17 protein-coding genes and 1 tRNA gene are annotated in these 17,459 nt (G+C 35.7%); 7 read left to right on the top strand and 11 right to left on the bottom strand.

Going from position 1 to position 17,459, the window contains the following annotated elements:
• From KBF89_07455 to pdxH, 3 genes are all read left to right on the top strand, one after another.
• Positions 1-573 (top strand): hypothetical protein (locus KBF89_07455; protein MBP9116160.1); only part of this gene is annotated, 573 nt, incomplete at its 5' end.
• On the top strand, positions 570-1,034 hold the full coding sequence (locus KBF89_07450; GenBank protein ID MBP9116159.1) for a hypothetical protein: 465 nt from the start codon (positions 570-572) through the stop codon (positions 1,032-1,034). The genes KBF89_07455 and KBF89_07450, both read left to right, overlap by 4 nt.
• Positions 1,035-1,116: 82 nt before the next feature.
• Positions 1,117-1,779, top strand: coding sequence for a pyridoxamine 5'-phosphate oxidase (gene pdxH / locus KBF89_07445; GenBank protein ID MBP9116158.1), 663 nt, complete (start codon positions 1,117-1,119; stop codon positions 1,777-1,779).
• Here pdxH and KBF89_07440 read toward each other — a convergent pair.
• From KBF89_07440 to KBF89_07425, 4 genes are read right to left on the bottom strand one after another with little or no spacing between them, the layout of a single operon-like run.
• On the bottom strand, positions 1,745-2,416 hold the full coding sequence (locus KBF89_07440; GenBank protein ID MBP9116157.1) for a class I SAM-dependent methyltransferase: 672 nt from the start codon (positions 2,414-2,416) through the stop codon (positions 1,745-1,747). The genes pdxH and KBF89_07440 overlap by 35 nt on opposite strands.
• A 5-nt stretch (positions 2,417-2,421) precedes the next feature.
• Positions 2,422-3,108: a 3,4-dihydroxy-2-butanone-4-phosphate synthase gene (ribB, locus tag KBF89_07435; GenBank protein MBP9116156.1), complete on the bottom strand. Its 687-nt coding sequence runs from the start codon at positions 3,106-3,108 to the stop codon at positions 2,422-2,424.
• The gene (locus tag KBF89_07430) at positions 3,081-4,286 is read right to left on the bottom strand and encodes a HAMP domain-containing protein (GenBank protein MBP9116155.1); all 1,206 of its coding nucleotides are present in this window, start codon (positions 4,284-4,286) and stop codon (positions 3,081-3,083) included. Before KBF89_07430 ends, ribB begins: the two co-directional genes overlap by 28 nt.
• A complete protein-coding gene (locus KBF89_07425; protein MBP9116154.1) occupies positions 4,283-5,005 on the bottom strand; it encodes a response regulator transcription factor in 723 nt (240 codons plus the stop codon). The genes KBF89_07430 and KBF89_07425 overlap by 4 nt, the downstream gene beginning before the upstream one ends.
• A 200-nt stretch (positions 5,006-5,205) precedes the next feature.
• On the opposite strand from KBF89_07425, the gene KBF89_07420 reads away from it, so the two are divergent.
• Together KBF89_07420 and KBF89_07415 are read left to right on the top strand one after the other, a co-directional pair.
• A complete protein-coding gene (locus KBF89_07420; GenBank protein MBP9116153.1) occupies positions 5,206-6,828 on the top strand; it encodes a serine/threonine protein kinase in 1,623 nt (540 codons plus the stop codon).
• Positions 6,828-11,480: a hypothetical protein gene (locus KBF89_07415; GenBank protein MBP9116152.1), complete on the top strand. Its 4,653-nt coding sequence runs from the start codon at positions 6,828-6,830 to the stop codon at positions 11,478-11,480. Before KBF89_07420 ends, KBF89_07415 begins: the two co-directional genes overlap by 1 nt.
• A gap of 2 nt (positions 11,481-11,482) precedes the next feature.
• On the opposite strand, the gene KBF89_07410 is transcribed toward KBF89_07415, so the two are convergent.
• Positions 11,483-11,920 carry a ribonuclease HI gene (locus KBF89_07410; protein MBP9116151.1) on the bottom strand — a complete coding sequence of 146 codons (438 nt, stop codon included), beginning with the start codon at positions 11,918-11,920 and terminating at the stop codon, positions 11,483-11,485.
• A gap of 92 nt (positions 11,921-12,012) precedes the next feature.
• Between KBF89_07410 and KBF89_07405 the strand changes: the two genes are divergently transcribed.
• On the top strand, positions 12,013-12,705 hold the full coding sequence (locus KBF89_07405; GenBank protein MBP9116150.1) for a hypothetical protein: 693 nt from the start codon (positions 12,013-12,015) through the stop codon (positions 12,703-12,705).
• A 40-nt stretch (positions 12,706-12,745) separates the two neighbouring features.
• Here the strand turns inward: KBF89_07405 and KBF89_07400 are convergent.
• The 5 genes from KBF89_07400 to KBF89_07380 all read right to left on the bottom strand — a co-directional run bounded on the left by KBF89_07400 (position 12,746) and on the right by KBF89_07380 (position 15,143).
• Positions 12,746-12,818: transfer RNA gene (locus tag KBF89_07400), tRNA-Arg, on the bottom strand.
• A gap of 61 nt (positions 12,819-12,879) precedes the next feature.
• A complete protein-coding gene (locus KBF89_07395) occupies positions 12,880-13,578 on the bottom strand; it encodes a hypothetical protein (GenBank protein MBP9116149.1) in 699 nt (232 codons plus the stop codon).
• An 8-nt stretch (positions 13,579-13,586) separates the two neighbouring features.
• The gene (locus KBF89_07390) at positions 13,587-14,081 is read right to left on the bottom strand and encodes a sigma-70 family RNA polymerase sigma factor (GenBank protein ID MBP9116148.1); all 495 of its coding nucleotides are present in this window, start codon (positions 14,079-14,081) and stop codon (positions 13,587-13,589) included.
• 116 nt (positions 14,082-14,197) lie between these two features.
• Positions 14,198-14,911: a dienelactone hydrolase family protein gene (locus KBF89_07385; protein ID MBP9116147.1), complete on the bottom strand. Its 714-nt coding sequence runs from the start codon at positions 14,909-14,911 to the stop codon at positions 14,198-14,200.
• Entirely contained in the window at positions 14,898-15,143 is a 246-nt protein-coding gene (locus KBF89_07380; GenBank protein ID MBP9116146.1) for a pyrophosphohydrolase, read from the bottom strand. Before KBF89_07380 ends, KBF89_07385 begins: the two co-directional genes overlap by 14 nt.
• A gap of 58 nt (positions 15,144-15,201) precedes the next feature.
• Here KBF89_07380 and KBF89_07375 point away from each other — a divergent pair, with 58 nt between their 5' ends.
• Entirely contained in the window at positions 15,202-16,047 is an 846-nt protein-coding gene (locus tag KBF89_07375; protein ID MBP9116145.1) for a beta-lactamase family protein, read from the top strand.
• On the opposite strand, the gene KBF89_07370 is transcribed toward KBF89_07375, so the two are convergent.
• The gene (locus KBF89_07370) at positions 16,040-17,443 is read right to left on the bottom strand and encodes a DUF1298 domain-containing protein (GenBank protein ID MBP9116144.1); all 1,404 of its coding nucleotides are present in this window, start codon (positions 17,441-17,443) and stop codon (positions 16,040-16,042) included. The genes KBF89_07375 and KBF89_07370 overlap by 8 nt on opposite strands.
• Positions 17,444-17,459: the final 16 nt, after the last annotated feature.

Below are 17,459 nucleotides of genomic sequence, written 5' to 3'. Positions count from 1 at the left end.
ACTGGAGTGGTTTCAACAATTCCATTTGGTTTCGGGTTATATGGGCCATGTATTGCTATGAGGAGACAAATTTATGAAACTACAAATGGATTTATAAATACTAAAGTTAAAAATTCAATTATTGAAGACGTCGCCCTAAGTATTGTGATGAAAACACAAAAAGTTAGTATAACTAGATACCTTGGTGATGGCTTAATAAGTTATCGCATGTTTGAAAATTTCTCCATCTTATTCTTAGGATGGAAAAGAAACATTTCTTCCGGTTTTAGATATGCACCCTTTTTACCAAGCTTGATTATTGTTCTATTTTATGGATCGATAATTTCAATTCCAATTGAAATTTATAAGGAGACCGACAAAGTAAAATTATACATACTGTTGGGTTTATTTTTTATCTCGCTATTACTTTTGATACGCGTGGCAAATCAAATTGGAAATTATTTTCTTGTGGCAATAGCCTACCCATTATCATTATCATTTTTTATAATAGTATTTTCAATAAGTGTTATTTCAAAGATATTTAGATTACAAACTACATGGGCGGGACGCAAAATGAATATGGATGATCAATGAAGAATAATGTAATGCTAGTATTCATCGACATTTTTATATGGGTTCCTTTCGGTATTTTGGTAGGCTATATATCTACTCAACTTCCAAAGGGTATATTGAAATACGATATTTTTCCAACAAATGAAAAAACTCAAAAGCGTTTAGAAAAATATTTAAAAATTAGAAAATGGAAGGATAAGCTTCCTGAAGCAGGAGCTACATTTGATGGAGGTGTTTCAAAGAAACAGCTCTCAATGAAAACAAAAGAAGGTGTACATGCTTTCATTATAGAAACACGCCGTGCAGAACTAGTACATATAGTTGCGCCACTTATTTGCCCTGTATATTATCTTTATAACCCCTGGTGGCTCGCTACTTTTATGTTTGGGGTATGTATAATTTTAAACTTGCCATTCGCCTTAATTCAACGATTCAATAGAGCAAGATGTTTAAAAATATTAGATTCTAATAATAAGCGATAGTGAAATAATATGTTTATAACCTATTAAAGCTTTGGGCTATAACAGGGCATTAGATAGCATTAAAACAGACTAAAATAGCATCATGGTACTACCAAAAGACACAAATATTACACCAAGGAAGTATCCTACAATTCCTTTGGGCGATGACTTCATAAAACAATCTCCAGCAGATCATTTTGAAGATTGGTTTAATGATGCAATAAAAAAGAATGTGAAAGAACCAGATGCATTAATACTTTCAACTTATGACGGGAAAAGAGTAAATGCTAGGACCGTAGCATTACGAGGATTCGAAAAAGGTGAGAAAGAAAAAGGAATATTTTATATCTACACAAATTACAATAGTGCAAAGTCAAAAGAAATAGAAAAAACCAAAGATGTATCTTTAACATTTTATTGGCCAGATGTTTTTCGACAAATTAGAATTATAGGTCAAGCAAAAAAATGCAGTGCTGAGCAAAGTGATGAATATTTTGCTTCACGACCACATGGGTCACAAATCGGAGCGTGGACTTCTAGACAAGATGAAGAATTATCATCAAGACAAGAACTACTAGATTCTTATGAAAAATTTGAATCACAATTTGGAGATAAAATACAACGGCCACCTTTTTGGGGTGGATTCATGATTGAAGCATACGAATACGAATTTATGCAGGGATTTGAGAGTAGATTACACGATAGATTTAAGTATGTTTATAATGAGAGTACTAATCAATTTTCTTGTAAACGGCTTTGGCCATAACAAAATTTGCTCGCGTGCGAGAGCTCATCAAACGAGCACTCCATGTTGTATCTAGTTCTTTGATCTCATCGTTAGTCAAATAGCGTGTTTCTTTTAATGCAAAACCAAAATTTTCTAGAACACTATTATTTGTTACAAAAAAATCCGGAGTAATCTCACCTAAATGGGCTAAATGCTTCGGGAGATTTTCTCGCCAAATTTCACTATTTATAACAATCTCATATTCTGCACCATCTTTTAATGTAGCGGCAAGGGAAGTTATAAGTTTTTCGTTATTCTCAGCCAATCCTTCAAGTAGATTTCCCCATGGTAGATATATTCTCATCAGATCTATATTGTTATTTATATATCGAGAAATACCGAATGCATTTGCGCATAAAAATGCTATATTTTCTGCACCTCCACGCTCATATTTTCTAGCAGCGCTCTTTGATGATTTGTCAAATGCATCCCATGACAGATCTAAAGCTATTATGCCAACGTCTCTATGAGATCGAGCATAGCGTAATGAACCTTTAGCATCTCCAGCACCAATATCTAATACGTGTATTTGGTATTTGGATAAAAATTCTTCAATTTCAATTAATGAAGTTTCTTTCTTCTGGCCTTTTCTAACCAAATACGCTTTTTCTGACAATGTGGTTATGCTTCTATAGCTGCAGTTGCTAATTCGTTTATTGAATCTAATTCTTTTAAGTCAATATCTAATCCATCAACATTATTTGAGTTATTTTCAATATACTGTGCAAGCAATTCTATTGATGTAAAAGCTAGATCATGTTCAACAGCTAAAAGCTCTAAATCATCCATACGCGCAGGAGAGCCATCTTCTTTTAATATTTCACAAAGCATACCAATTGCTTTAGACCCAGCAAGTTTTGCAAAATCTACGCTTGCTTCAGTATGTCCCCGACGAGTCATTACGCCACCTTCACGTGCGCGAAGAGGAAAAATATGGCCAGGGCGATGAAAGTCACTTGAGACAGTTCCTTCTTTAGTACAGCTAAGAACAGTTAATGCACGGTCTTGAGCTGAGATACCAGTGGTTCCTTGTACATGGTCTATAGGAATACAAAAAGGTGTATCAACAGTTACCTTATCGCCGGTCAGCATAGGTTGAATGTCTAATCGATCTGCTTCTTCATTGCTCATAGGCATACAAACTAAGCCTCTACCATGAGTAATCATAAAGTTTACTGATTTATCGCTTACGTATTCAGCAACCATTACGAAGTCACCTTCGTTCTCTCGGTCTTCGTCATCAACTACGATTACGATCTCGCCTTTCGATAATCTTTTGATTACGTCGTCGATTGAATTGAGTTCCATATAGTTTTCTCCTTGGGTGGGTTCTTTTGATTCGAATCAAAAATATTATGTTTCGAGCTTGTTGTTAAACCTAACTGCAAGCTTTCACTTACTTCGTTGTGGTTTATAAAATCTTGGTTTTTTAGAAGTTCTATTCTAACTCTTGTACCACCACTAGGGGAATTCGAAATAGAAATATCTCCATTATGCATTGTGATGATTTGCTTTGCTATTGCTAGTCCAATGCCTGAACCACCATCCTTTGAATTTCTTGATGAATCAACTCTATAGAATCTTTCAAAAACTAGATCTTTTTTGTTCTCACTGATACCAGGTCCATTGTCATCGATATTGATTTCTATTGATTCACTTAGATTGTTTATAGAGCAATCAATTTTACAACTAGGTCCTGAATGCTTTATTGAATTTGCAAAAATATTTGTAAAGACTTGAAGTAATCTGTGATAGTCACCGACTATTTCAACATCATTTTCTGTTATTGAAATTTCTGCATCTCTATTAGCTTGTAAAGTAACCTGTTTAACATTTTTTAAAATTAATTCTATTTTTAGGATGGTGTGATCCATGGGTATCACACCAGATTCTAATTTTGATAAGTCCAGAAGATCTTTTACCAGAGCACTTAGATGTTCAGTTTGGTTAAGCAGTATCTGCATTTTATCAACACTAGGCTCCTCGACTTGATCAACCAAGTTTTCTAACTGAGCTTGTAAAGCAGTTAGAGGTGTCTTAAGTTCATGGCTTGCATTAGCAATTATTTCTCTACGAAGATTTTCTGTTTTTTTCAGCTCATTTGCCATCTTATTAAAAGTTTGTGCGAGCGAACCTATTTCATCTAATGAATCAATTTTTACTTCAACATCGTAATTGCCTTTTGCGATTTCTTTAGAGACATTTGACATTTCACGAAGCGGTGTGGTTAAACCTTGAGCAAAGAACCTAGTCAGAATTAATGCCACAATAGCTGCAACCGCTCCAGATATTGATGGCCATGCGTGACCAAATCTAAGTCCTAACCAATAGACAAAAACAGTTGTAGATACTGCCCCTAAAACCAAGATGCCGATTTTCATTTTTATTGAACGAAAAGCACTGAGGGGTCGTAGTGGATTAGATACAATGTGGCTGACAGTTTGAGACAACTCTGTTAGGTGCTCTTTTATAGGGTCATTTTTCATGATACCCTCTTAAATTCTTGGATTGCTTTTGGTGTATTAATAATAGGCTCAAATGCGTATCCAATTCCATGAGCAGTGCGTATTAAATCGATACCTATCTTTTTTCTCAAGCTTCGTATATGGCTATCAATAGTTCGTGGTTCAACTTTACTATCGAATACATTGCACAGTGTATCTCGTGTTAACACTATGGATGGTTGAGAACATAATGTATAAAGTAATTGAAATTCATTGGGTGTTAGATATACATATTTTTTATCAATAAATACTTTTCTAGTTTTTGTTTCAATTTTTATGTTGCCTATTTGAATATCACTATCAATGAGAGTTTTATTTTGAGTTTCTGGCAAGTTATCTTCAGATCGTTTCAACAGATTTTCTACTCTTGCAACAACTTCACGAATTGAAAATGGTTTTGTTACGTAATCATCTGCCCCAATTTTAAGACCAGCAATAATATCGCTCTCTTCATCTTTCGCACTCAACATCAATATTGGAGTTTTAGAATTTTTTCTAAGTATATTTGTGAATTCGATACCATTAAATCCAGGTAGCATAACATCAAGTATTATCAAATCGAATGCTTCTTCTGTAGCGAGGTCAAGTCCATCTGGCCCATTATCGGCTAATAATACTTTGAAACCCTCTTTTTGGAGTCGAGCACGTAGAGCTGATGCGATATCAAACTCATCCTCAACTATCAATATTTGACGTTTCATAACTTATATTCTAGGTTTATTTTTCAAATATTGTTTAGTTGAAATGTGCAGATTATGTGCAGAAGACAATTTATGTACGTAAACTATGACAAACCTTCCAAAAAACCGCATAAATATAGGGTATTTTGGAAAATATATACTCAAAGAAGGCGTTATATCGGACGAAGATCTTTGAATAATAGATAATAAGGATATCAATAATGACGACTAGTAATTTTGACGCGCAGAATGCGCAGAATTCTACACAAGCACACATTGCGAATGTGTTTAGTAGCGATGTCAAAATTCTTGGTACTATTGGAAGCTCATTTATAAGCGATGTTTTAAAAGTAGAAAAAGATAATTCTATATTTGCTATAAAACTATTAAACCTAGGAGCATCTCAAGATCCTGAACTAGTACAACGTTTTCTAACTAACGCACGTTATAATCAATCGTTAAGTGAGTTCACTTCTATACGCATTGAAGAGATAGTAGAAGGTCCTCGCCCATTCTATGTTATGTCGCCCGTATGTGAATCGAACTTAAAAGAAGTTATTAGAATGCATGCACCTCTCGAAGTTAATTGGTTGCTTAATTTGTTAATACCCGTTGGAAAAATGTTAGACACAATACATCAAAGAAATATAATTCACGGAAATATTAAACCATCAAATATTCTGATCAAAGCCGAAACTAATCAAGAAATGTTTCTACTTAGCGATTATTTAGAACCATCATTAAGCTCAACTTCAGCAACAATTACTGGGGCAGGACCATATAGTGCACCTGAATTTCGATCAGGTTTGCCTATATCAAATAGATCTGATATATATTCACTTGCAGCGGTTATATATGAAGCGATAAGTGGATATCTGCCGCATGGACCTTATACAAATGACTCCGGTCAATTCCAAGTATGGAGAGACAATTCACCAATTAGGGATTTACAACTTTTGAATTCAAGTTTATCTCCAACACTAAGCGGTTTAGTAATAAAAGCTTTGTCAACACAGGCAATCGAACGACCAAATTCTTGTACAGCTTTTATTGAAGAAGCATTGCAATCACAAGAAGCGCAAACAATAAATATTGTTGCTCCAAAAGAGAGTGCGGTCGAACAGTACGATAAAAATAACAATCCAGTACCAATGTTAATAATTGCTGCTGGCGTATTTCTTTCCATCATATTATTATTCGGGGCGTTCAAATTAATTTCATCATTTTTCTCATCTGATACAAAAGCACCGCCTACTACAACATCAATAACGCAAATAAGAAGCTCAACACCAACTTCGAATTCTGATCCAAATGAAATACGTCAAGTAACCGATGTTGATAGAGACTTTATGGCAACACTATCTCAAGAACAGCAAAACTGTACACTTGGATCGAATGCGAAACGATGGCCACTTTCAGCGTCTACTCTTCATTGCCCATATCCAAATCCAGTTCCAACTGATGGAAATCCTACTGATCTTTGGTATGGGAATTTTGTGAATGTAGATGACCTAGCATCTTCTTATGAAGGAACAGCACAAACATTGTTAACTAACTTAGCTAATGCAGGTGGAAAAAAGATAGACAATACTGATGGTAGTTTACCTTGTACGAAGAATCCAAATGAAACTGGAATTTGGGATGCTAGAGCAACACCTGGAGATGCAAATAGTCCTGGAGGATACGGCAAGTTTACATGTGTGTCAACACCACTACCTGTTATTGTTTGGACAGATGAAGAAAAGAAATCAATAGGTGAGGCTTTGTTCGAAAACAAAGAGATGAGTGCGCTTACTCTATGGTGGCAAACAAAATCAGGCCCTGAGAAAAAAGGCAATATTTAATGGAACTCAACTTAACAGTACAACCCCCATCTTCTCAAGCCGTTGATGTTGATATAAAAGTTGATGGTACACGCCCAATATCGGATGTAATTGAAGCTTTAGCGAAAGCAACAGGAGTACCTAGTTCGCTGTCTACTCAAATGAGTTTATACATACCTAGTAGAGACTTATGGCTTAGCCCCGATTTAGAAGTTGAAAATGCAGGATTAAAAATTGGCGAGATAGTCGTATTGGGTCGTAACTCAATACCAGGTGACAAAGAATCAAATAGTGCAACAATAGGAGATGTAGCAGAAAAAAATAAAGCGCATAGACTTTCACAAAATAACGCTAGGTTATCCACATTTGATCTTTGTATTGTTTCGGGTAAACAAAATGGAGAACAAATATTATTACACAAAACAACTTTAGTAATTATTGATTATGACGGGAAAGTAAGAACAACAGCACAGGATGTAGAAATGCGTGCTAATTTTGGGGAATTTGATGTAAAGCCGAAAAAGAAGAAAGGTTCAAAACCTAGTTCGCTAGATATTGACACAAATCGACATTTTGATGGAATACTTCCAAATGATGCAAGTGCATTTCTAGTTGAAGTAGATGGCACAATATATATAGAACCGATATATGGTGATACTTATGTAGAAGTTCGTAAATTAACTAATAGAACACAGATCGACGAGCATGCAATGATTGTCTCTGCGGGTATACAATTTCATATACGACGTAAAGCAATAGAGAACTCTTTGCCAATTTCTAAACGCGGAATCGTTGGCATAAATAGGCCTCCTCGCGATATGCAACCGCCAACAGAAAAAATAATTCACATAGAAGCGCCACCAAGACCAGCAACAAAATCTCGAATTTCACCGATCATGATCATGTTGCCAATGCTTGCAGGTGTAGCAATGGCAGTTTTTTTACACAATATAATGTTTTTGGGTATGGCATTCTTCTCGCCAATGATGATGATTGGTAGTGCTGTAGAGAATAAGAGAAACGGAAAAAAAGAATTCAAAATTGCAAAAGCTAAATATATTGAAGATATAGAAAAGGCAGAGATAGGACTGCGACAAGGTCGTAGGGAAGAACTTGCTATTAGACGAGTGGTATGGCCCGATGCATCTGATTGTATATCTCGCATTGTAGATTCACGACATGATATTTGGGATCGACGAAGAGATGATATTGATTTTTTATCGTATCGTGTTGGTGTTGGCGACCAGGTAGCTCTTGTAAGTGCGCAAATTGAGAATGGCGGAAGTGAAGATTTGCGTGATTTCGGCGAAAAAAAACTTAGAAGAAGCGATCCAATACATTTATCTCCATTAGTTGTTTCACTGCCAAGCCATGGCGCAATAGGTGTTGTTGGTGAAAGAAAAAATTCTCTCGATGTATTGCAATGGTTGATATTGCAAACTATCTCACTTCATTCACATAGGGACGTTTCTCTTTGTGCCGCTTTGCCAACTAATCTTACTAATAGTTTTGAATACATGAAATGGGTGCCTCATGTACGTTTCGGTGGTGCAGAAATAGACGAGCCAACAATAGCATTTGGTGAAGAAAAATCTAATATACTTTTTCAAAAAATTAGAGCATTAATTGATTCAAGAATCGCTAATGCACAAAATAATTTTAATAACAATACACCAAAATTACCAAGTGTTGTTTTTGTAGTAGACGAAAACGTAGTGCGTGATAGAACAAGTATTGATGCAATTTTAAAAACTGGACCAGCTGTTAATGTTTATACGATATTCTTAGCCACTCAATTTAGAGACTTGCCAGGTGAATGTAAAGCCATTATCGATGTTGGCGAACCTCAACTAAGTGGTAACGATGTTACAATTGCGTTTCCAGGTACAGGACAATCGCCAACTGTATTCTCAAAAGAATCCATAGTTTCTAAAAAATTAGACTACGTTGCACAATTACTTGCACCAAAGCGTGATGTTACAGCATCGGTATCTGGTGGTGGAGGCGGTAGTCTTCCAAAAACGGTACGATTGCTTGACATTTTAGACCTTCAAAAACCAACACCAGAAGCAATTATAGAAAGATGGCAAAATTCTCCAGACTCACTCCAAGCTGTATTAGGTGTGACAATTGATGGTTTGATGAAAATAGATTTACGACTTGATGGCCCACATGGATTGATCGCGGGTACCACTGGTTCAGGTAAGAGCGAGTTGCTACAAACTTTCGTAGCTTCAATTGCTTCTGCGTATTCACCACAAAAAGTTAATTTTCTTTTCGTTGACTATAAAGGTGGGACTGCATTTGCTGAGTGCAGCCAGATACCTCATTCTGTCGGTATGGTAACAGACTTGGATGAATATTTAGCACAACGTGTATTGGTTTCCTTAAATGCAGAATTAAAAAGACGTGAAGCATTATTGCGAGAATATTCTTGTAAAGATCTAATAGTTTTTGAAAAAAGATTTCCTGATGTTTGTCCACCATCATTAATAATTGTTATTGATGAGTTTGCAGCCTTAGCTCGTGAAGTACCTGATTTCGTAGAAGGCGTTGTTGATATTGCTCAACGTGGACGATCCCTAGGACTGCATTTAATACTTGCTACTCAGCGACCAGCAGGAGTCGTAAATGACAATATTCGTGCTAACACCAACTTACGTATTGCCTTACGCATTGCTGATTCTAGTGATTCTACTGATGTTATTGGTACAGATGAAGCAGCACGTATACCTAGGTCAATTCCAGGTAGAGCATTTGTTCGAATGGGGCCAAGTGACTTAACAGCTTTTCAATCTGGATATGGAGGAGACTTTACTATTGAGCTTGCATCACGCAGTGTTGACGCATCAAACGAAGGTTCAGACGAAGAAAATGGTAATGAGATATTGAATCAAAGAATACCACTAGTAGTCGAGCCTTTTACTTTACTTGGTATATTAGATATTGATAATAATAACGATGAAATTGAAGTTTTTGTTTCAGATAAAAATACTGATGACACACTTGCAACAACTGACTTAAGTTATTTGTGTAATGTTGTATCACAAGCTGCATTCCAACTAAAGCTTCCAAAGCCACGTCAGCCATGGAAAGAAACTTTACCGAAAGTTTTGACTCTTGCAGATATTGGAGATATGTCTCTGCTTAATGAAAATGATAAAGGTAGAAGTTTTATTTTAGGGCAACTTGACTTGCCAGCATTACAAGAACAAAAAATTATCTCTCATGATTTTGAAAATGATGGAAATATGTATATTTATGGAACATCAAGTTCTGGAAAAACTACAGCACTACGTTCGATTGCAATGTCATTAGCTGTAAGTTCTAGCCCTAGTGAACTAGTTATTTATGGAATTGACTGTGCTAGTGGTGGTCTCGATTCGCTTAAAGAATTGCCGCACACCATAGCAGTTTTAGGTACCCGTGATGCCGAAGGTGTAGGCCACTTTTTAAATCGAATTACTAGAGAGATAGAAACTCGAAAAGAAATATTACGAACGAATGGTGTTTCAACATTAGGAGAATATAGAACACGACTTAGAAATAATGGTGATACCACTTGTGGAGATTTACCACGCATCGTAATTCTACTGGATTCATTTGCAGGTTTTAACTCAGCCTTTGACAAAGTTGAATATGGCGCATGGATAGATTTAATACAAAGAATAGTAGGCGATGGTCGACCACTAGGTATTCACACGATCATTACTGCTGATAGACGAGGCGCGATACCATTTAACATGGCTGGACTTGTTGAAACAAAACTTGTATTAAAAATGTCAGATCCCGATGAGCTGTCTTCCTTAGGTGTACCAAGCAAGATAGCTAAAGAAATAAAACTTTCTCCAGGTCGAGCGATATATAAAAATACTCTTGAACTACAAATACCAATAGTTTCACAAAATTCTGATGGTGGAGCGCAAGTCGCACAAATTCACAAGATAGCCAAATATTTAACGTCTATATATGGTGAAGTAATAGTTAAAGCAACACCATTGCCCGAAGCAATAGCGCTTTCTTCTTTGCCGCAAGATATACGCGATAAGCATGTTTCACTTGGTGTTTTGGTTTCAGAAGATGGTTTACTTGCAGCCTCTGTAGATTTCGATAGAGGACACTTTTTGATTACTGGCCCTAGAAATACCGGTAAATCTATTGCAATGGCATCAATAATTCGAAGCTTAAGTTCTAAAAACGATGGAAGCTATTCGTTTATATTTACACCTCGACCAAACTTTATTTCAACTATTGAAGGTATTAACAATGTTGCGGTTGGTATACAAGCTTGTGAGGATCAGTTACAAGAAATAATAGAAGGCATAGAAGAAATGGGCGAAAACCCAATTCCAGATATGTACTTTTTTATTGATGATTGTGAAGATCTAAGTGATGGAACTTTTGCTTCAACAATGGAAATTATGATTCGAGAACTAAAGCAAAGTTTGCATGTCGTGGCGGCTGGAGACACTTCAGCATTTACAAGAGCATATTCTGGCTGGTTGGCTGATATTAAAAAGCCAAAGAGCGGTTTATTGTTAAACCCAGATCCAATGAATGATGGAGATATTTTAGGTGTAAAAATTAAAGCACTGCCTGGACAAATCTTCCCACCAGGAAGAGGCTATTTGTGCTTAGATAGACAGGCCGTATTAATACAGGTCGCCGTTTAAATTTAGCAGTTAGTTGAGCAAGCATTAACTGCAAGTATATCTACAAAATCATTCATTACATGGCCAGAATGTCCTTTGACCCATGTAAATTTAACATTTCCATGCGTGAGCACATCCTCTATAAATGGTTTCCATAAATCTTGGTTAGCAACAGGTTTACCAGCAGAATTTTTCCAATTTCTTTTGGTCCAACCTACATGCCATGAATCAGTAAAACATTTAACGACATACGTTGAGTCACTTACAATCTCTATAGCATCAGTAGCATCGGCAAATTCACGAACAGCCATATGTGCAGCTAATACCTCCATGCGTTGATTCGTACTTGGATTCTCGCAGCCACTACCGTATACTTCTTTGTCTACAGCCCATGCCCAGCCTCCCGGGCCAGGATTTCCGCTACAAGCACCATCTGTATACACTATTATTTTATCACTCATTGTGCTATAGATTAGCCTGAAAATTCACCAATTACAGTATTACAAGGTTGTTTTTCAATCAATATTGATTTTATACAAACTAAACTAATTGTGTGGAAATTAATATGTCTAAAAATCAAAAAATTATGATTGTTGCTGTTACAAGTGCGATCATTATAATTGTTTTTTTATTAGTAAGTTTAAATTCTGGGTCAACAACCAAAAGTAAAACTTCTTTGCGAGAAAGAAGAAATTTAATACCAAAAGCAGAGCAAACAACAACCACTACTATTGCAACAATCCCAACCACAACAAAAATAGTTTCAAGTGCTGCCCCTGTGGCGCCGTCAGAAAATAATTTTATAACAGGTGCAACATATTTAGACGCTCCAAGCATTAAAACAAAATGGACAGAAATTACTTTTTGTTCAATAGTGCCAAAAGCTGAAGCGAAAAAATTACTAGCAATGACAGTAGAACCTAAACCAATCTATATATTTTCGAATTCACTTGGAGCTAAATGCACATATACTGATGGCGAAGGTGACGAAATTAGCTTCCAGTTTTCAAATGCTACTTTTTCTTCCGCGAGAACAGTTGATATCGCTATAGGTGAGGTAGGCGAAAATGTGGTTTTGGAAAATGGTGCGAATGGAGTTTCTAAATCATCTAAAAGCTCAGGTTTTACAATCAGCCTAAACTTGTTCGGTGCTGATTTGAATGAAGTTTTAATTAATGCTCAAGATAAAGAGACAGCAATAAAAGTTGCAATTCAAGTATCGAATTATTTTAAGATAAATCCGTAATCACTTTATTTTTGACGACCAAAGCGGATAAGAGAAATTGTGCCCCCGGCAAGATTCGAACTTGCGACACACGGTTTAGGAAACCGATGCTCTATCCCCTGAGCTACGAGGGCGCGTCAAGAATTAATAGTTTAATATAGAGAACAACAGAATTTATATGTATGGGATTAAAAATCAATAAGTTTCGGTTTGTACTATATAGCCAGAGCCAGAGATAGTGACATCGACACGTTTTGCTGAATCACAATATGTTAAACCACTTGATGATTGCTTCCTATAACTATCATTTTGAAAGCTACCTTTATTAAATACTACGTATTGTCCCCCAGGGGCATTACTATCAACAACATTTACCAATCCAGGCGTTGAAGGAATATTAAAATTATTGCCACTTAATTTAGGTACATAATTTTCAGCATTAACAGATGTACCAATATCCACTCCGTTGCTACCCGGATTCTGTGTCGATGGAGCATTACATATACTAATATTTCCAACCTCGTTACTTGGATAAACAAAAGGTTCAATAACTGCTTGCGTGTTTGGTGTTTCTTGTATCGTGGGTGTAGCTATTGGAGCCGCGGTTTTAGGTTCAGTTTTAGTTTTTACTTTAATCGCAGAGTTTATAGATTTAGTTTTAGCATCATTACCTCGAGCCTGAATAGTCAAATATGTAGATAGCCCAATAACTAATACAAGTATTATGAAAGCAAAAATGCTTTCATATAGCACAGTTCGCTTTTTAATTGTTTGCCCGATAGCTATTGAATTTTTTAGAGCTTGATCAACGTCTAAGCCTAATAAAGTTAATGACTCATCTTCTAGCGAAGAGAAGTCAGTTATAACATGTTCAGTATTATTCGCAGTATCCAAAATTTTCCTTAACTCGTATGTGACATATTATTTCTTATAGATTTTCTTGCGTTACTTATATCTTCTAGTACTTCTTCTTCTTTTCTGTTAAGTGTCATTGCAATTTCGCTTGGCGAATAATCGTCGATGAAAGAGAGTGTAGCTACAAATCTTTCACTAGTATCTAAATTACTTACTGCACGTACGAAATCAATCGCGTACGGAGTTCGAATTGCTTTTTCTAATGTTTCGTAAGTAGTTAAATCCAAAATAGTTGTTAAATCTATTTTTGACACTACTTCCTTATTATTCATTTCATCTCTTAGCTTATTAACTGCAATGCAACGTACCCAGTTTAAAGGTGAGTCTTGTTTTTGAAATTTTTTCCAGTGAGCGTATGCTTGTCCTAATGCCTCCTGGGCAATTCTCGAAGACATTTCTTTATCGCCACTAATAACCATAAGGGTACGAGTTACACGTGGATATACATGACGGAATGCATCTTCGAAATCGAAATATCTCATTTTTTTGCCTCTATAGTTAATATATAAGTATCATCTCATGAAGATGCCATTTCGTAAAGTGCTATTTAGTGCGCAATATGCGCCTATATTCAGCAATTTCAACACAAAATCAAATGCTATATACGAAAATGATCAACTAAAAAGTTAGATATCGCAATTTCACAAAATTCTTTAGCCAATACGTTAAAGGAGTTATCGTTTTCATCCCAAAAACCGTGGGTAGTTCCTGGAATAGATTCAGATATGACACTTGCTCCCGATAAAGCTATTAAAGCTTCTGTAAATGACATATCATCATCAGTTGCAATATTATCATTTTCTGCACTAATTAATAAAAAATCAGCTTTAGCATCAACAAAATCTACATTTTGGGAACCATAAACACTAACAACGCAAGATACTGAATCTGGAAGTTTGGTTGATGCCCAAAGACCTAGTGATCCACCCATGGCAAACCCAATGATACAAATTGGTTTCGTTGAATCTCTTGAATAAGTTCGCAGAGCATGTATCGAACTTAAGATTAAATCTGCCATTTCATTTGGATCTGCTTGATTAAGTAATAATTGTGCATGCTTTTCGTTATTAGCTAATGTCCCAAAGAGGTCAGGAGCCATAACACAGTATCCTAAATCGCTAAGTTTTTCACAATATTTTTTTATCGAAGAATTTAAACCCCACCAGGAATGTAAAACTAAAATACCTGGTCCTTTCTCATCAGGCGATATAGCTGGGACAAAATATGCAGTATTTTTTGCAGGTTTTGAAATTATTAAACCAGATTCAATATTCTTTTTATCTCCTTCAACATGTTTTTTAGATTTGTTCATATCTCACCATTGCCTGATCTAGAGATAAATCTAATTGATTCGCTAGCGAAGCAACCCATGCTAGAACATCACCGATCTCATGTAATTGTTCTTCTTTTGTACCTTTACGAACTGCTTGTGCGAGCTCGCCGACTTCTTCGCAAAGCCAAGCTACCGTCGAAGGAATACCTCTTTGGGTATCTGCTTTACCATATAATTCAGCCATTAATTTTTGTACATCATTAAGTTCCATATAGCTAACAATCTTATTACTTTTCAATTATTAAAGCTAAAGTTACTAAAATGTTTAAATGTCTCCAAAAGATTATATTTTTAATTCTTCACAAATGCCTAGTCTCTGTGTAATTGATAGCAATAACAATGAACATATATATGGAGACATAGATGACGTATATGAATTAGCTTCTGTAACAAAATTAATCACTGCAAATGTTGTGAGTAATTTAGTCGAGGATAATTTTTTTAATTTTGATGATGTAATCGATGGCATAGATTATCTCAAACATCAAGTGAGACTAATAGATTTGCTATCGCATACAAGCGGACTATCTTTAAATGGTGAAGTTCCACAAATAGAACCTAGACAAAAGAGATTATATTCAAATCTTGCATTTGAAACCTTAAATACCTTCGTTGTTAACAAATTAGAAAATGAATTTGGTATCAGAAGTATAAATGAACTATTTAACGATGGTTTAAAACACGTATTGACTGCTAAAAAAAATAATTATATTGATTTTTATGGTGCTAAAGCTTCTGGCGCGAGAGCGAACCTTGGAGCAATAGTAGCTCTAGTACAGGAAATGCGATCTCCAGTATTTGTATCTCCTCAAATGCAACAAAAAATGCGAACAATATTTTTGCCCGAACTCCGTGGCGTGCTACCTGGTTGGGGTAATTATAAACATTGTGCTTTTGGTACTGGTTATGAAATTAAATTTGATAAGTCCCCACATTGGATGGGGACTAAATCTAGTCCAAATACATTTGGCCACTTTGGTCAAGCAGGCGTATTTGTTTTGCACGATCCTGACGTGAATATATCTATAGTTGCACTAGGCCATAAAGAGATTGGTACTTGGTCTACAGATTTATGGCCAAAATTTGTAGATGAAATTTTTCAAAATTTTATTTAGATTTAATAGCTTTTATATGGTCAATTATTTCTAAAGTAACATTCTCAATTTGAGTCGCTAATAGTTTTGCATCTTTAAAACAATCTGGACAAGAAACAATACCAAAATTTACTTTATCTAAATAGCTAATAGCAGTTATATTTAACAGTGAACCATCAAATATAGGGCCATAGGGAATAGCCGATTCAACCTTTGCCCCAGCACAGTACATAGCAAAACTAGGTCCCGGCAAACTTGATAACATTACATTTGCAAAAGGTGAATGTTTACCAGAAACTTGTGATCTTGAATATAATCCCCAAAGTTTACCTAAAGCAGTCCAGGGTGCAACTCGTGATACTTCGCCAAGTGTTTCAGTTCCAAGATCTGATAGTTGTATCTTTGCATTAGAAAAACTAGAAGACATAAACTCAAATTCATCTTCAATACTATTTAAATGAGTTGGCAATTCAGCGAACATGACACTTAGCTCGTTGCCTCCTTGTGTACGCTTTTTTCTCACGCTTACAGGCGAAACAACAACTAGTGGTGAATCTGGTAATTCATCATTATTTAACATTATATTTTTTAACGAACGCGAAATAATAGTCCCTAAGACATCATGGAATGAGACTTTATAATATTGACGAATCATTTTTATATCGTCCCTGCTTACCACTGCGCTTGACAGTGTTCGCTCAGCAGTTAGTTTTCGAGACTTTGGCCACATTGGTGCTTTCCAAGGAAAGGTTAAAGCTTTTCTTTGGTCGGTATCAATAGCTATTTTTGCCATATTCAAAACTTTTCTTGCAATATTTAAAGAAGAAGTGGCCCACTGTATAGGTTGAGAAATCATTGATGCGCCGATATGGGTAGTCCAGTCCGGTTCTTCGTCAACAACATTAATCATTTTTATTTCACCCAAGTCGTTGTCTGCACCATCAGCATTTAAATCAAAAATATTTGCCATAAGTTCAAAACCCGCTATACCATCTAAAAGTGCGTGGTGACCTTTAGCTATTAAATGAGAAATATTATTATGCTTTTCATGTACTATTAAAAATTCCCAAAGTGGCCTGTTCCGGTCTAAGGATATTGACATGTATTCAGAAATGAATTCTGAAAAATTATCAAAGCTACTATCAACGCCTAGAGTTATTTCTCTAATATGTATTCTCAGATCGGGCTTTGTTCTTAGCCAAAGTGGTGGCGCCAAAGGAATAGGTGGCTGAACAATTCTTTTACACAATGCATCAAATTTTTCGATTCTAGATGAAACAAGATGTTGAAAAGTTTCAGCACTAATTTCGTGTTTAGATTTTGTTCTATCTACATCCATAACTGCCAACACATGTAATGGTGCATTGGGAGTTTCATGATGTATGAAAAGTGAATCTAAACCTTTTAATTGTTCCAAGGTGTTGATTCTAGCT

The organism is Acidimicrobiia bacterium (assembly GCA_018057765.1).
GTDB lineage: Bacteria > Actinomycetota > Acidimicrobiia > IMCC26256 > JAGPDB01 > JAGPDB01.
This window is presented reverse-complemented; position numbering and strand designations above follow the sequence as displayed.

Excerpts from the sequence above, each read along its gene's own strand:
- KBF89_07380 (MBP9116146.1), bottom strand. The coding sequence starts at position 15,143 with ATGGAACTTAATGATGTACAAAAATTAATGGCTGAATTATATGGTAAA.
- KBF89_07415 (MBP9116152.1), top strand. The coding sequence starts at position 6,828 with ATGGAACTCAACTTAACAGTACAACCCCCATCTTCTCAAGCCGTTGAT.
- ribB (MBP9116156.1), bottom strand. The coding sequence starts at position 3,108 with ATGGAACTCAATTCAATCGACGACGTAATCAAAAGATTATCGAAAGGC.
- KBF89_07430 (MBP9116155.1), bottom strand. The coding sequence starts at position 4,286 with ATGAAAAATGACCCTATAAAAGAGCACCTAACAGAGTTGTCTCAAACT.
- pdxH (MBP9116158.1), top strand. The coding sequence starts at position 1,117 with ATGGTACTACCAAAAGACACAAATATTACACCAAGGAAGTATCCTACA.
- KBF89_07410 (MBP9116151.1), bottom strand. The coding sequence starts at position 11,920 with ATGAGTGATAAAATAATAGTGTATACAGATGGTGCTTGTAGCGGAAAT.
- KBF89_07450 (MBP9116159.1), top strand. The coding sequence starts at position 570 with ATGAAGAATAATGTAATGCTAGTATTCATCGACATTTTTATATGGGTT.
- KBF89_07425 (MBP9116154.1), bottom strand. The coding sequence starts at position 5,005 with ATGAAACGTCAAATATTGATAGTTGAGGATGAGTTTGATATCGCATCA.
- KBF89_07390 (MBP9116148.1), bottom strand. The coding sequence starts at position 14,081 with ATGAGATATTTCGATTTCGAAGATGCATTCCGTCATGTATATCCACGT.
- KBF89_07420 (MBP9116153.1), top strand. The coding sequence starts at position 5,206 with ATGACGACTAGTAATTTTGACGCGCAGAATGCGCAGAATTCTACACAA.
- KBF89_07375 (MBP9116145.1), top strand. The coding sequence starts at position 15,202 with ATGTCTCCAAAAGATTATATTTTTAATTCTTCACAAATGCCTAGTCTC.
- KBF89_07385 (MBP9116147.1), bottom strand. The coding sequence starts at position 14,911 with ATGAACAAATCTAAAAAACATGTTGAAGGAGATAAAAAGAATATTGAA.